This window comes from Mycobacterium sp. NGS69 (assembly GCF_059812165.1).
In genome coordinates, this window is sequence record NZ_JCALCD010000001.1 from 396,398 (window position 1) to 410,415 (window position 14,018).

At 69.6% G+C, this 14,018-nt stretch carries 11 protein-coding genes; 7 read left to right on the forward strand and 4 right to left on the reverse strand.

From position 1 onward, the window contains the following. Positions 1 to 47 precede the first annotated feature (47 nt). From fadD3 to AC5Y2S_RS02130, 5 genes are read left to right on the forward strand one after another with little or no spacing between them, the layout of a single operon-like run. The gene (gene fadD3, locus AC5Y2S_RS02110) at positions 48 to 1,583 is read left to right on the forward strand and encodes a 3-((3aS,4S,7aS)-7a-methyl-1,5-dioxo-octahydro-1H-inden-4-yl)propanoate--CoA ligase FadD3 (RefSeq protein WP_499953488.1); all 1,536 of its coding nucleotides are present in this window, start codon (positions 48 to 50) and stop codon (positions 1,581 to 1,583) included. 1 nt (position 1,584) lies between these two features. Further along, positions 1,585 to 2,718: an acyl-CoA dehydrogenase family protein gene (locus tag AC5Y2S_RS02115; RefSeq protein ID WP_499953490.1), complete on the forward strand. Its 1,134-nt coding sequence runs from the start codon at positions 1,585 to 1,587 to the stop codon at positions 2,716 to 2,718. After that, positions 2,718 to 3,665, forward strand: a complete 948-nt coding sequence (locus AC5Y2S_RS02120) for an acyl-CoA dehydrogenase family protein (RefSeq protein WP_499953492.1) — start codon at positions 2,718 to 2,720, stop codon at positions 3,663 to 3,665. Before AC5Y2S_RS02115 ends, AC5Y2S_RS02120 begins: the two co-directional genes overlap by 1 nt. A gap of 48 nt (positions 3,666 to 3,713) precedes the next feature. Continuing rightward, positions 3,714 to 4,661 (forward strand): acyl-CoA dehydrogenase IpdE2, encoded by a 948-nt coding sequence (gene ipdE2 / locus AC5Y2S_RS02125; protein WP_499953493.1) that lies wholly within the window; start codon positions 3,714 to 3,716, stop codon positions 4,659 to 4,661. Continuing rightward, entirely contained in the window at positions 4,658 to 5,827 is a 1,170-nt protein-coding gene (locus AC5Y2S_RS02130; RefSeq protein WP_499953495.1) for a pyridoxal phosphate-dependent aminotransferase, read from the forward strand. The genes ipdE2 and AC5Y2S_RS02130 overlap by 4 nt, the downstream gene beginning before the upstream one ends. Here the strand turns inward: AC5Y2S_RS02130 and AC5Y2S_RS02135 are convergent. Beyond that, a complete protein-coding gene (locus AC5Y2S_RS02135; protein ID WP_499953497.1) occupies positions 5,817 to 7,676 on the reverse strand; it encodes a fatty acyl-AMP ligase in 1,860 nt (619 codons plus the stop codon). The two genes, AC5Y2S_RS02130 and AC5Y2S_RS02135, sit on opposite strands and share 11 nt — an antisense overlap. A gap of 105 nt (positions 7,677 to 7,781) precedes the next feature. Beyond that, positions 7,782 to 8,609, reverse strand: a complete 828-nt coding sequence (locus AC5Y2S_RS02140) for an arylamine N-acetyltransferase family protein (RefSeq protein WP_499953499.1) — start codon at positions 8,607 to 8,609, stop codon at positions 7,782 to 7,784. A 156-nt stretch (positions 8,610 to 8,765) separates the two neighbouring features. Here AC5Y2S_RS02140 and AC5Y2S_RS02145 point away from each other — a divergent pair, with 156 nt between their 5' ends. Both AC5Y2S_RS02145 and AC5Y2S_RS02150 read left to right on the forward strand, forming a co-directional pair. Further along, positions 8,766 to 11,897, forward strand: coding sequence for a Kelch repeat-containing protein (locus tag AC5Y2S_RS02145; protein WP_499953501.1), 3,132 nt, complete (start codon positions 8,766 to 8,768; stop codon positions 11,895 to 11,897). A 106-nt stretch (positions 11,898 to 12,003) separates the two neighbouring features. After that, on the forward strand, positions 12,004 to 12,426 hold the full coding sequence (locus tag AC5Y2S_RS02150; protein WP_499953503.1) for a hypothetical protein: 423 nt from the start codon (positions 12,004 to 12,006) through the stop codon (positions 12,424 to 12,426). Between the two features lie 61 nt (positions 12,427 to 12,487). Here AC5Y2S_RS02150 and AC5Y2S_RS02155 read toward each other — a convergent pair whose 3' ends face one another. Further along, entirely contained in the window at positions 12,488 to 13,330 is an 843-nt protein-coding gene (locus AC5Y2S_RS02155) for a CHAD domain-containing protein (protein WP_499953504.1), read from the reverse strand. 119 nt (positions 13,331 to 13,449) lie between these two features. Continuing rightward, positions 13,450 to 14,013, reverse strand: coding sequence for a 3-hydroxy-9,10-secoandrosta-1,3,5(10)-triene-9,17-dione monooxygenase reductase subunit (hsaB, locus tag AC5Y2S_RS02160; RefSeq protein WP_499953506.1), 564 nt, complete (start codon positions 14,011 to 14,013; stop codon positions 13,450 to 13,452). Positions 14,014 to 14,018 lie beyond the last annotated feature (5 nt).

Consider the following 14,018-nt stretch of genomic DNA (forward strand, 5'->3'; position numbering starts at 1 on the left):
GGAGGAGCCGGGCGATCAGGCCCCGAGCGGTCCTAGAGGAGCACCCGATGACGAACGATCCCCGCACCGTGCCCGCGGCGCTGGATCGTTTGGCGCACCAGCTGCCCGACCACGACGCGCTGATCACAGATGAGCGAACCTTCACCTCCGCCGAACTGCGTGGCGAGGTGCATCGCGCGGCGGCCGCACTCATCGCGCTGGGCGTCGAGGCCGGCGACCGCGTCGCGATCTGGTCGCCGAACACCTGGCATTGGGTGGTGGCCTGCCTCGCGATTCACCACGCCGGGGCCGCGATGGTGCCGCTGAACACGCGCTACACCGCCGAGGAGGCCGCCGACATCCTGGCCCGCACCGGTGCGCCGGTGTTGTTCGGGATGGGCCGGTTCCTCGGCCACGATCGCATCGCCGACCTGGACCGTGCGGCGCTGCCCGCGCTGCGGCACATCGTCCGGATCCCGATCGAGGCGGACGACGGGACGTGGGACGAGTTCATGGCCCGCGGCGCCGAGCTCGAGGCGGTCGCCGCTCGCGCCGCTGCGGTCACCCCCGACGACGTCAGCGACATCCTGTTCACCTCCGGCACCACGGGCCGCAGCAAAGGCGTGATGTGCGCGCACCGGCAGTCGCTGTCGGCCTCGGCGTCGTGGGCCGCCAACGGCAAGATCACCGCGGACGACCGTTATCTCTGCATCAACCCGTTCTTCCACAACTTCGGCTACAAGGCCGGCATCCTGGCGTGCCTGCAGACCGGCGCGACGCTGATCCCGCACCTGACGTTCGACCCGCTGCGCGCGCTGCAGGCGATCGAGCAGCACCGCATCACCGTGCTGCCGGGGCCGCCCACCATCTACCAGACCCTGCTGGACCATCCCGCGCGCAAGGACTACGACCTGAGCTCGCTGCGGTTCGCGGTGACCGGTGCGGCCACCGTGCCGGTCGTGCTGGTGGAGCGGATGCAGTCCGAGCTCGACATCGACATCGTGCTGACGGCCTACGGCCTGACGGAGGGCAACGGCATGGGGACCATGTGCCGCGCCGACGACGACGCGGTCACCGTCGCCACCACCTGCGGGCGGCCGTTCGCGGACTTCGAATTGCGCATCGAATCAAGCACTCCCGGCGAATCGGGAGAGGTGTTGCTGCGCGGTCCGAACGTGATGCTCGGCTACCTCGACGACCCGGCCGCCACGGCCGCCGCGATCGACGCCGACGGCTGGCTGCACACCGGGGACATCGGCGCCATCGACGAGGCCGGCAACCTGCGCATCACCGACCGGCTCAAGGACATGAACATCTGCGGCGGGTTCAACGTCTACCCCGCCGAGGTCGAGCAGGTCCTGGCCCGGATGGACGGGGTGGCCGACGCCGCGGTGATCGGGGTACCCGACGAGCGGCTGGGCGAGGTGGGGCGCGCGTTCGTGGTGCCCCGGCCCGGTTCCGACCTGGACGAGCAATTGGTGATCGCTTACACCCGTGAGCATTTGGCGAACTTCAAGGCACCGCGGTCGGTGCGGTTCGTCGACGAATTGCCGCGCAACGCCGGCGGCAAGGTGGTCAAAGCACAACTGCGAGAGTTGGCCTGAATTGGATCTGCAACTAGACGACGAGACGCTTACCTTCCAAGCCGAAGTCCGGGACTTCCTGGCGGCCAACGCCGATTCGATCCCGACGAAGTCCTACGACAACGCGGAAGGCTTCGCACAACACCGGCATTGGGACCGGGTGTTGTTCGACGCCGGCCTGTCGGTGATCACCTGGCCGGAGAAGTACGGCGGCCGCGACGCGCCGCTGCTGCATTGGGTGGTGTTCGAGGAGGAGTACTTTCGCGCCGGGGCGCCGGGGCGGGCCAGCGCCAACGGCACCTCGATGCTGGCCCCGACGCTGTTCGCACACGGCACCGACGAGCAGCTCGACCGGATCCTGCCGAAAATGGCCAGCGGCGAACAGATCTGGGCGCAGGCCTGGTCGGAGCCCGAGTCCGGCAGTGACCTGGCGTCGCTGCGGTCCACCGCCACCAAGACCGACGGCGGCTGGCTGCTCAACGGCCAGAAGATCTGGAGCTCGCGGGCGCCGTTCGCGGAGATGGGTTTCGGCCTTTTCCGCTCCGACCCCGCGGCCGAGCGGCACAACGGCCTCACCTACCTCATGTTCGACCTGAAGGCCCAGGGCGTCACCGTCCGGCCGATCGTCCAGCTCGGCGGCGACACCGGCTTCGGGGAGATCTTCCTGGACGACGTCTTCGTTCCCGACCAGGACGTGATCGGCACCCCGAACGACGGCTGGCGGGCGGCCATGAGCACGTCGAGCAACGAGCGCGGCATGTCGCTGCGCAGCCCGGCCCGCTTCCTGGCGGCGGCCGAGCGATTGGTGCGGCTGTGGAAGGACCGCGGCAGCCCGGCGGGATTCGCCGACCGGGTCGCCGACGCATGGATCAACGCGCAGGCCTACCGCCTGCAGACCTTCGGCACGGTGACCAGGCTGGCCGCCGGCGGTGAACTCGGCGCCGAGTCGTCGGTGACCAAGGTGTTCTGGTCGGACCTCGATGTGGCGATACACCAGACCGCGCTCGACATGCTGGGCGCCGACGGCGAGCTCGCCGGTTCGTGGACCGAGGGGCTGCTGTTCGCGCTGGGCGGACCGATCTACGCCGGCACCAACGAAATTCAGCGCAACATCATCTCCGAACGGTTGTTGGGCCTGCCCCGGGAGAAGCGATAGTGGACTTCGCACTAGACGAACAACAACGCGACTTCGCCGCCAGCATCGACGCGGCGCTGGGCGCCGCGGACCTGCCGGGCGCGATCCGCGCCTGGTCGGCCGGCGACACCGCGCCCGGCCGCAAGGTGTGGGAGCAGCTGGCCAACCTCGGCGTCACGGCGCTGGCCGTGCCGGAGAAATTCGACGGCATCGAGGCCCATCCCGTCGATCTGGTGGTCGCGATCGAACGCCTCGGGCGCTGGTGCGTCCCGGGCCCGGTGGCCGAATCCATTGCCGTGGCACCGGTTTTGCTGGCGGACGACGAGCGCTGCGCGGGCCTGGCTGCCGGCGAGCTCATCGCCAGCGTCGCAATGCCGCCGCACACCCCGCGCGCCGTCGACGCCGACACGGCCGGGCTGCTGCTGCTGGCCACCGACGCTGGTGTCACCGAAGCTGCGCTAGTTGGGGGGCCGGCGGCCCCCTACGAGTCCGTCGACCCCAGCCGCCGCCTCTACGAGGTCACCGCGTCCGGTGAGCCCTGGCAAGCGGACGTCATGCGCGCCTACGAGTTCGGGGCGCTCGCCACCGCGGCGCAGCTGGTCGGCGCCGCCGAGGCCCTGCTGAGCGGCGCGGTCGACTACGCCAAGCAACGCAGCCAGTTCGGCCGGGTGATCGGGTCCTATCAGGCGATCAAGCACAAGCTGGCCGATGTGCACATCGCGATCGAGCTGGCCCGCCCCCTCGTGTACGGCGCGGCGCTGTCGCTGGAGCCGCGCGACGTGAGCGCGGCGAAGGCGGCGGCATCCGAGGCGGCCCTGCTCGCGGCGCGCGCGTCGCTGCAAACGCACGGCGCGATCGGCTTCACCCAGGAACACGACCTGTCGTTGTGGCTGCTGCGGGTGCAGGCACTACGCTCGGCCTGGGGTACGCCCGAGGCGCATCGCCGTCGAGTGCTGGAGGCGCTATGACTCGCGCCGACGACGATGCAGAACGCAGCGATGCTGAGGAGCGGCGCTATGACTGAAGAACGGCAGCTGCTGCGGGAGACCGTCGCCGCCCTGGTCGCCAAGCACGCGGACCCGGCGGCGGTGCGGGCGGCGATAGAAGCCGACCGCGGCTACGACGAAGGGCTGTGGCGCCTGCTGTGCGAGCAGGTCGGCGCCGCCGCGCTGGTGATCCCCGACGAGCTGGGCGGCGCGGGCGGCGAATTGGCCGATGCCGCAGCCGTTCTGCAAGAGCTGGGCCGGGCCCTGGTGCCCTCCCCGCTGCTGGGCACCACGCTCGCGGAGTTGGCGTTGCTGGCGGCGCCCGAGCCGGACGCCGAGACGCTCGCAGAGCTCGCCGAGGGCGGATCGATCGGCGCTCTGGTGCTCGATGCCGACTACGTCGTCAACGGCGATATCGCCGACGTCGTCGTCGCGGTCACCGACGGCCAGCTGAGCAGGTGGACACGCTTCAACGCGCAACCGTTCGCGACCATGGACCCCACCCGCCGGCTGGCCCGCCTGCGGCCCGAAGAGACCGAACCCATCGGAGCGGACCCGGGCCTCGCGCACACCGCGGCCATCCTGCTGGCGGCCGAGCAGATCGGCGCCGCCGAGCGCTGCCTGGAGCTGACCGTCGAATACACCAAGAGCCGGGTGCAATTCGGGCGGCCGATCGGCAGCTTCCAGGCGCTCAAGCACCGGATGGCCGACCTCTACGTCACCGTCGCCGCGGCCAAGGCCGTGGTGTCCGACGCGTGCGACGACCCCATCCCCACCAACGCGGCCACGGCGCGCCTCGCCGCCACCGAAGCCCTGAAAGCTGTTGCGGCCGAAGGAATCCAACTGCACGGCGGCATCGCGATCACCTGGGAACACGACATGCACCTGTATTTCAAGCGCGCCCACGACAGCGAGCAACTGCTCGACCCGCCGCGAGAGCTGCTGCGCCAACTGGAATCTGAAGTATTGCCGACGTGACCGAGCACGTCGCGCTGCGCGCCGGCATCCCTCCGTTCTACGTGATGGATGTCTGGCTGGCCGCCGCGGAGCGCCAGCGCAGCCACGGCGACTTGGTCAACCTGTCGGCGGGCCAGCCCAGCGTCGGCGCGCCCGAACCGGTGCGCGCGGCCGCGGTCGCCGCGCTGAACGCGAACCAGCTGGGTTACACCGTCGCGCTGGGCATCCCGGAGCTGCGGGCCGCGATCGCGGCGGATTACCACCGCAAACACGGCATCGACGTGGAGCCCGACGCCGTCGTCGTCACCACCGGTTCCTCGGGCGGATTCCTGCTCGCCTTCCTGGCCTGCTTCGACGTCGGCGACCGGGTTGCGCTGGCGAGCCCGGGCTATCCGTGCTACCGAAACATCTTGTCGGCGTTGGGTTGTGAGGTGGTGGACATCGCGTGCGGGCCGGAGACCCGCTTCCAGCCCACCGCGCAGATGCTCGCCGAACTGGACCCACCGATCCAGGGCGTCATTGTCGCCAGCCCCGCCAATCCCACCGGGACGGTCATCCCGCCGGCCGAGCTCGCCGCCATCGCGTCGTGGTGCGCGAACTCCGGGGTGCGGCTGATCAGCGACGAGGTCTACCACGGCCTGGTCTACGACGGCGCGCCACAGACCAGCTGCGCCTGGCAGACCTCGCGAGACGCGGTGGTGGTCAACAGCTTTTCGAAGTACTACGCGATGACCGGGTGGCGGCTCGGGTGGCTGCTGGTGCCGGGCGAGCTGCGCCGGGCGGTGGACTGCCTGACCGGCAACTTCACCATCTGCCCGCCGGTGCTGTCACAGCGTGCCGCGGTCGCGGCGTTCACCCCGGAGGCCACCGCCGAAGCCGACGGCAACTTGGCGCACTACAGCGTCAACCGCAAGCTGCTGCTCGACGGGCTGCGCGCAATCGGCGTCGGCCGGCTGGCGCCCACCGACGGCGCGTTCTACGTGTACGCCGACGTCTCGGACTTCACCGACGACTCCCTCGGATTTTGCTCAAAGCTGTTGGCTGACACCGGCGTTGCGATCGCGCCGGGCATCGACTTCGACACCGCGCGCGGCCACTCGTTCGTCCGGCTCTCGTTCGCGGGACCCACCGGCGACATCGAGGAGGCCCTGCGGCGCATCGGGCCCTGGCTGCCGGTCAGCGGTTGAAACGCCCTTCGAGGTACTCGGCGCGGCACGCGTTGCGGGCGAGTTTGCCGCTCGTCGTGCGGGGGATGGCGCCGGCGGCCACGAGCCGCACGTCGGCGACGCGGATCTGGTGATGCCGCGAGATCGCGGCGCGCACGGTGTCGGCGATCGGCCCCAGGTCGCGGCCCGCCCCGGCGGCGCGCTCGGCGACGACGACCACCTGCTCGCCGGAGCCGCCGCTGCCGGTAAGGGATGAAACCGCTTCGGCGGGAACGGAAAACGCGGCGACATAGCCGGTGCGGATGGCCGGCGAGGCCTCGCTCACCGTCGTTTCGATGTCGTGCGGGTAGTGGTTGCGGCCATCGATGATGATGAGGTCCTTGATCCGGCCCGTCAGGTACAGCTCGCCGTCGACGTAGACGCCGAGATCGCCGGTGGCCAGCCAGGACCCGTTGTCCGGGGCGCCCTCGGCGTGGCTACCGACCTCGAGACGGGACTGCAGCTTGTTGCCGAACACCCGGCGCGTCTCGTCCTCGCGGCCGAAGTACCCGCGGCCGATGTTGTTGCCGTGCAACCAGATTTCCCCCACGGTGCCGTCGGGCACCTCCGCGCCGTCCGGGTCGGCGATCACGGCCCACTGCCCGAGGATCGGCTGGCCGCACGAGACAAGCGAGAGCGCACCGGGCGCCGTCGGGTCGACGGCCACCGCGCGGCCGGCACCGAGCTGCTCCCGGTCGAGGAAGATCGCGCTCGCCGCGGCGTCCGAGGCGATGCTGGCGACCGACAGCGTCGCTTCCGCCATGCCGTAGGACGGCTTGACCACCGACTCCGGCAGGCCATAGGGAGCGAACGCCTTGGTGAACTGCTCGATGGCCGCCATGCTCACCGGCTCCGACCCGTTGAGTAGGCACACCACGTTGCTGAGGTCGAGATCCTCCCCCTTGGGCGGCAGCCCGCGCTGGGCGGTCAGCTCGAAGGCGAAGTTCGGCGCGGCCGCCATCGTGCGGCCCCGGGTCGCCGCAATGCCCAGTTGCTTGATCCATCGGTAGGGCCGGCGCAGGAACGCCATGGGATCCATCAGCGCGACGTGCGCGCCGAAGTAGGCCGTGAACACGATCATCATCAGCCCCATGTCGTGATACAGCGGCAGCCAGCTCACGCATTGGACGTCGGTGTTGAGCCCGCCGTGGATGATCATCTGCATCGCGTTGGTATAGACGGCGCGATGCGTGATCTCGACCCCGGCCGGCGTGCGGGTCGAGCCCGACGTGTACTGCAGATAGGCGAGGTCGTCGGTGTCCCGGACGGGGTCGGTGAAGGTCGCGCCGAGCGTCGCGGGTACCGCGTCCACCGCGATCATCCGCGGCCGCTCGTTCGGGGGCAACGTGCGGATGAACGTCCGCACCGACTCGGCCGCCGAGGTCGTGGTCAAGATCGCCGCGGGCCGGCCGTCGGCCAGCACCGCCGCCAGGCGCTCGCCGTGCCCCGCCAAAGTCGGCGCGAAGAGCGGGATCGCGACGTTGCCCGCGTGGATGGCGCCGAAGAAACCCGCCACGTAGTCGAGGCCCTGGGGCGCCAGGATCGCCACCCGGTCACCGGGCTTGGTGACCTGCTGCAGCCGGGCCCCGATGGCGCATACGCGCGACCACAGCTCGTTCCAGCTGAGTTCGAGAATCCGCCCGTCCTGGTCCTGCGAGTAGTCGATGAAGCGGTACGCGGGACTGTCGCCCAAGAGGGCCCGGTTTTGGTCGAAATTCGACGTCAACGTGACGCCCTCGGGCACTACGATCCCGCCACCGGGGGCAGCGCTGGCGTCTACACTGCCCGAGGCGGCCCCGACAGCATTGCCTGACCCGTGATCCCGACCCACGGTGGGACAGGTTAATAGACGCTCTTATTATTCGCCGAATTTGACAGGCTATTGCGGTGATCACTATTCGGCATCGGCCCGCGGCCGATCACATCGGAACTGGTCTTAGGCACCGAGAACCTTGTCGAGGCGGGCCTCGAGCGCATTGCGGTCGCCCAGGTCGGCCACGTTGATGGCGAACCGTTCGATGAGGGTGTCGACGACGGCGGCGGCGTCGTCCAGCCGGATTTTCTCGCTGCCGTCGGCGCCGTGGACGGTCAGGTAGCGCCCGGCCAGGTTCAACCGCGCGTCGTCGGTGACCCGCGCGGCCATCAGGCCGGTGACGAAGTGCGACGACGGGTGGGTCGACACGAACCAGCTGCCGACCTTCAGGTCGATCGCCGGTGCGGTCCTCGTCGTGAACTCGTAGAGCGGCGTCCACTCGCCGCGGATCTCGGCCGCCAGCACCAGCCCGTCGCGGCGGTCCTCGAGCCGGTACGGCTCGAGCGTGGTCTGTTGCACGCTGCCGGTCTCGATCCGGATCGGAGAGGTCGGTGTCTGCCCGCCGAAGCCGACGTCGACGAGGTAAGACCCCTGGGAGCCGGGGAACGTCACCGCCAGAACGGTGTGCGTCTGCGCGGACGGCGCGTCGGGCGGAAGCATCCAGATCACCCGGCCCGCCAATCGCCGGACCCGAAAACCCAGTTCCGACAGCACATAACCCAGTAGCCCGTTCTGCTCGTAGCAGTAGCCGCCCCGGCGCCGGTGAACCAGCTTGTCGGTCAAAGCATCTGGGCCGAGGTCATCGACCGGCGTTCCCGTCAGCGGGTCGAGGTTCTCGAACGGGATCGCGCGGGTGTGGGCGCTCACCAGAGCCTGCAGCGCGTCGAGCGTCGGCTCGGCGACGCCGCGAAAGTCGATGCGGTCGAGATACCCGTTCAGATCCAACGTCATATCGCCATTCTGACCCGAGGTGCGCCCCGTTGGCTCGCGCCAAACCCGTTGCATCTTCGCTTGATGACGATGGTCGCCGAAAGATACTCCCGGGCGGTAACGGGAGATACTCTTGAGCTCTCTGAGCCGTATGTACGGGAGGTTAAGCGCCCAGGAATGGCCGAAGAACCCAGGTCCGACGGCGTGGCGTCGGTATCCGGCGGGATCGCCGCGGAGCTGGCGGCCGCCGGATTCGAGGATGCGCATCAGGTGGCCCGCGGCGGGGCCGGGGTGATTTATCGGTGCTACGAGACGGCGCTGGGCCGAAACGTGGCGGTGAAGCTGCTGCCGTCGCACATGGACGAGGAGAGCCGGGAACGCTTCCTGCGCGAGGGCTACGCGATGGGCGGGCTGTCCGGGCACCCGAACATCGTCAACATCCTGCGGGTTGGGGTGACCACCAGCAACCGGCCCTACATCGTGATGCCCTACCACGCCGCGGATTCCCTGGCGGTGCGGCTGCGCCGCGAGGGGCCGGTGCCCTGGCCCGAAGCCCTGGGAATCGGTGTAAAGCTATGCGGCGCACTGGAAACCGCGCACCGGGGTGGAACGCTGCACCGCGATATCAAGCCGGCGAACATACTGATCAACGACTACGGCGAACCGCAACTGAGCGACTTCGGCATCGCCCACATCGAAGGCGGCTACGAGACCGCGACCGGGTTCTTCTCCGGCACCATTGACTACACCGCGCCAGAGGTGATGACCGGCAACCCGGCGACGGTCGCCGCCGACATGTACTCGCTCGGAGCGACCATTTTCGCGCTCATCGCCGGCAACGCCCCGCACGAACGCAGAAAGGGCGAGGACCTGATCGCGCAGTACCTGCGGATCAGCACGACCGGTGTGCCCGACATGCGCCCCGACGGAATACCGGACGCGGTGTGCTCGGCGATCGAGCGGGCGATGTCGCTCGATCCGGCCGACCGGCCCGCCTCGGCCGAGGAATTCGGCCGCGAGTTGCAGGCCGCGCAGCGCCTCAACGGCCTCAAACCCGATGCGATGGCGATCGGCGGCGTCGGTCGGGCGACCGCGGACGCCGCGCCCTCCACGAACGGCGGGGAAACGCGGCCGCCGGGATCCCTTACCGCGAGCATCCCGCCTACCGCGGGCATGACACCCCACGAAGGCCCGACCTCAGCGATCGGTGCGCCGGTCGCCCACGACAACGCGGTGCGGGCCACGCCCTCGACGCCGTCGGGACCCTCCGGTCAGGATGAGTTTTCGCAGGCGGCCAGCGTGCTGCGCAGCGGGCACGGCGCCGAAACGCAGCCACAGACGCCGGCCGGCGGCCCGCCGGGCCCGCCGGGCGCTCCCGAACAGGCCCCGCCCCCTTGGCGCAAACCCCTGGCGCTGCGGATCCAGGAGTGGTTCGCGCAGCCGGGCAAGAGGCGCGGCCGCGTGGCCCTCGTCGCCGTCGTGGTCGTGCTGTTGGTGGTGGGCGCCGTGTTCCTGTGGCTGCGGCCCGACAACGGCACTCGCAAGACGGCCGCGGGCCCGCCGGCCCAGGCGCCGGTCGCGTGGAAGCCGATCACCAACGCCCGCGTCGCGCGCGATGCGGTCGCGACCACCCAGGCCGACGGCACCATCTGGGTCTTCGGCGGCATCCGAAGCGACGGCGCGGCGACCACCAAGCACGAGGGCTACGACCCCGCCATCGACGAATGGAAGGGCGGCGACGATCTGCCGGTGGCGTTGCAACACGCGATGGCCGTGACGTGGATGGGAAACCCGGTGGTGCTCGGCGGCTGGAAGACCGTCAACGGCAAAAAGGTTGCCAGCGACCAGGTTTGGCGGGTGGTCAACAGCCGGTGGGTGGAGCTGCCGCACCTGTTGGCGCCCAGGGCGGCGGCGGCAGCGACGGTGGTGGGAGACCGCCTCGTCGTCACCGGCGGAGTCGACGCCGGCGGTGCCTTGCTGAACACCACCGAGGTCTTCGACGGCACCGCCTGGAGCCTGGGCGCGCCCATCCCCACCCCGCGCCAGATGCTGGCCGCGGCGTCGGACGGAAAGCTGGTGTACGTGGTGGGGGGAACCACCGGCGACTCGGACCTGACGATGGTCGAGGCGTATGACCCGGCCGCGAAAACCTGGACGACGATGCCCACGCTTCCGCAGTCACGCAGCGACCTCGGCGTGGCCATCGCCGACGGGCGGCTGGTCGCCGTCGGCGGCGTTTCCGGGGGACAGGTGCTGAAGAGCGTCTCGGTGTTCGACCTCATGACGCGGCACTGGGACGGCCTGCCGGACATGGCGATGGCGCGGCACGGCATGGCCGTCGCCGCGGTGGAGAAGTCGGTATACGCGATCGGCGGGTCGACTGCCGTCGGGGACGGCCAGGTGATTTCGGAGGCCGAAGCGCTGAAGCTGCCGGCCCGCCAGATCCAGCCCGCGTCGCAATGGCGTTCACTGCCCGACGCGCCGACGCCGCGGCTGATGATGGCCTGGACCGTGCTGAACGACAAGATCTGGATCATGGGCGGCCTGCGGGACGGCATGGCTCTCACGACGGTCGAGAGCTACGACCCGCGCACCGGCGCCTGGGAGACCGGACCCCCGTTGCCCATCCCGCTGCACCACGCGACCGCGGCGACCTACCGCGGCGAGGTCGTCGTACTCGGGGGCGCCAGCGACAACATCGCGGACGGGTCCAACCGGGTCTTCGCGCTGCGCGGCGGCAACTGGGTGGACCTGCCCAGCCTCACGCACGCCCGGGCGGCGCCGGCGGCCGCGGTGGCCGGCGACAAACTCGTCGTCGTCGGTGGCCAGAACGCCAAGCAACTCGTTCCGCAGACCGAAGTGTTCGACGGAAGTTCGTGGACCGACGCCGCCGACATGCCCACCGCCCGCGAACACCTGGCCGCGGTGTCCGACGGCACCTACGTGTATGCGATCGGCGGCAGGTTCCTTTCCTCGGACAAGAATTCCGCGGCGCTGGAACGCTTCGATCCGGCATCGGGGTCGTGGACCCGGCTGGTGGGCATGCCGACGCCGCGCGGAAGCTATGGCGCCACGTACATCGACGGCCGGATCGTGGTGGTCGGCGGCGAGGAGCCCACGATGGTGCTGAACGTGGTCGAGATGTACGAGATCGCGGACGGCAAATGGAGCACGTTGGCCCCGATGCCGACGCCGCGTCACGCCGAGGTGGTGGCGACGGTCGGCAACACCGTCTACTGCATCGGCGGCGCGAATCGGCCGACCCACGAAGGCCCCATCGCGACGGTCGAGGCGCTCGACTTCAAGTAGTCGCCGCCCCTGCCTGGGGAAACGCGCCCTTGTTTTATTCCTGTCAAATATGGGGAACCAGTACGAACGGGCAGCTGCAATACCCACACGAACCGACGGAGCCCCCATGAGTACGACTACCTGGATTGTGATCGCCGCGGTGGTGGCGGTCCTCGTGATCGCCGCGGTGATCGTGGCGGCCAACGCGGCGACGCGTCGGCGCCGCCGGCGGCAGGCCGAGGAGATTCGCGAACAGGCCAAGGTCGCGACGACCCGGGTCGAACGGCGAGAAGCGCTTGCCGAGGAGACGGCCGCCAAGGCGCGTGCGGCTCAGGCCGAGGCCGAAGTCAAGGCCGCCGAAGCCGCCCGGCTGCAGGAACACGCGGCCGCCCATCAGAGCCAAGCGGCGACATCGCGCGAGCACCTCGACGGCCAGTTGAAGCGTGCCGACAAGCTCGACCCGACGGCCAACGACGAATCGCCTGAGGCGCCCGCCGACGGCCATCAGGAATCCGTCGAACCGGTTCATCACCACCGCGCATCGGACTAACCGGGGCCGGCCGGCCAGGGCCCGGTGGCCCGCCCCCTCAGCGGGCCACCGGGCGCGTCGCCTACACGAGTTGCAACGCGTCTTCCCGGCATTGCCGGGCGACCTGCTGCTCGCGCGCGTACAGCATGCCGTAGCTGAAGCCGTTCTCCCCCGGCGCCGTTCCGGCGGCCAACGCCATCTGCCGAAGCGTCCCTGTGGCGACGACGGTGTCTTGGTGGTCACCGAGCAGGCTTTGAATCCGCTTGTAATGCTTGACGGTCCGCTTGGCCCGCTTGTCCAGAGGCTTGCGCAGTTCGGCGGCGTAGCGGGCGCGCTTGGCGGCCTTGCGGGCCCGATGCAGCGTGGCGTCTTGACCAGAGTGAGGGCCGGCTTCGAGCGCGGCGGCCAGCCGCCGATCCGCCTTGCGCTCCGCGCGGCCGGACCGCTTGCGCAGCGACTTGGCCGCAATCCGTTGCGCGACGGGCGGTTCGGCGCGCCAACCGCGCAAGACGGCCAGCAGCGCCCGGTAGCGGTCGGAGTCCATGGCCTCGCCCAGCCGGGTGCGGGCGGGAAGCTCGACCGCCCGCAGGTCGTTACGGATCCGCGAGCGGACCGGACCCAAAATCAGCTCGTCGGGCATGCCGTCCAGCGCCTCGGTGAAGCGGCGCTCTTGGACCTCGCAATCGCGGACATCGCCGAGCAGTGCGGCGAACCACTTCAGTTCGCCGTCGGCATCGCCGACCTTCGGCCCGTCCAGCAGTTTGGCGAATACACGCAGGGTGCTCCGCAGCCGCCGGATCGCCACTCGGGTGTCGTGCACGGGGTCTTCACCCCCGCCATGGCGCAGTTCCGCGTCGCCGGTATCTATTTCGTCGATTTGAGCGCTGAGATAGTCGGTCAGCGCTCGCCTGGCTGATGAGCGCATACCGCACGCATTCCCGGCGGCCCCCGGCCGCCAAACATGGGTTGTCGGTTCGCGAGCCTAACCACACTGCGAAAACGCGACCGAAATATCGCAGTGTGGTTAGGGTCGCGGCGAAAGAACTAGAGCCAGGTGTCCTGGGTCGTCGTGGTGAGGAACGCTTCCAGGTCGTCGCGCCACTGGGCGGGCGTCGTCTTGTCCGGTTCGATGCCGGTGTAGTCACCGCGATAGAAAAGCAGCGGCCGCGGCTTGATCTTGGGGGCTTCCGACAGCGATTGCACCGCACCGAACACCACGAAGTGGTCCCCGCCGTCGTGCACCGACGCCACCGTGCAATCGATGTAGGCCAGCGACCGGTCGATGATCGGTGAACCCAATTCGGAAGGGTGCCAGCCGATTCCGGCGAACTTGTCGGGCTCCTTCGAGCCGAACCGGGCCGACACGTCCTTTTGCTTTTCGGTCAGCACGTTGACGCAGAACCGGCCGGTGGCCTCGATGGCCTTCCAGGACCGCGACACCTTGGTCGGGCAGAACAGCACCAGCGGCGGCTCCAGCGACAGCGCCGCGAAGGATTGGCAGGCGAACCCGATCGGCACGTCGTCGTGCACGGTGGTGATGATGGTGATCCCGGTGCAGAACTGACCCAGCACCTGCCGGAAGGCCCGCGGATCGATCTGTGCCGACATGGTTG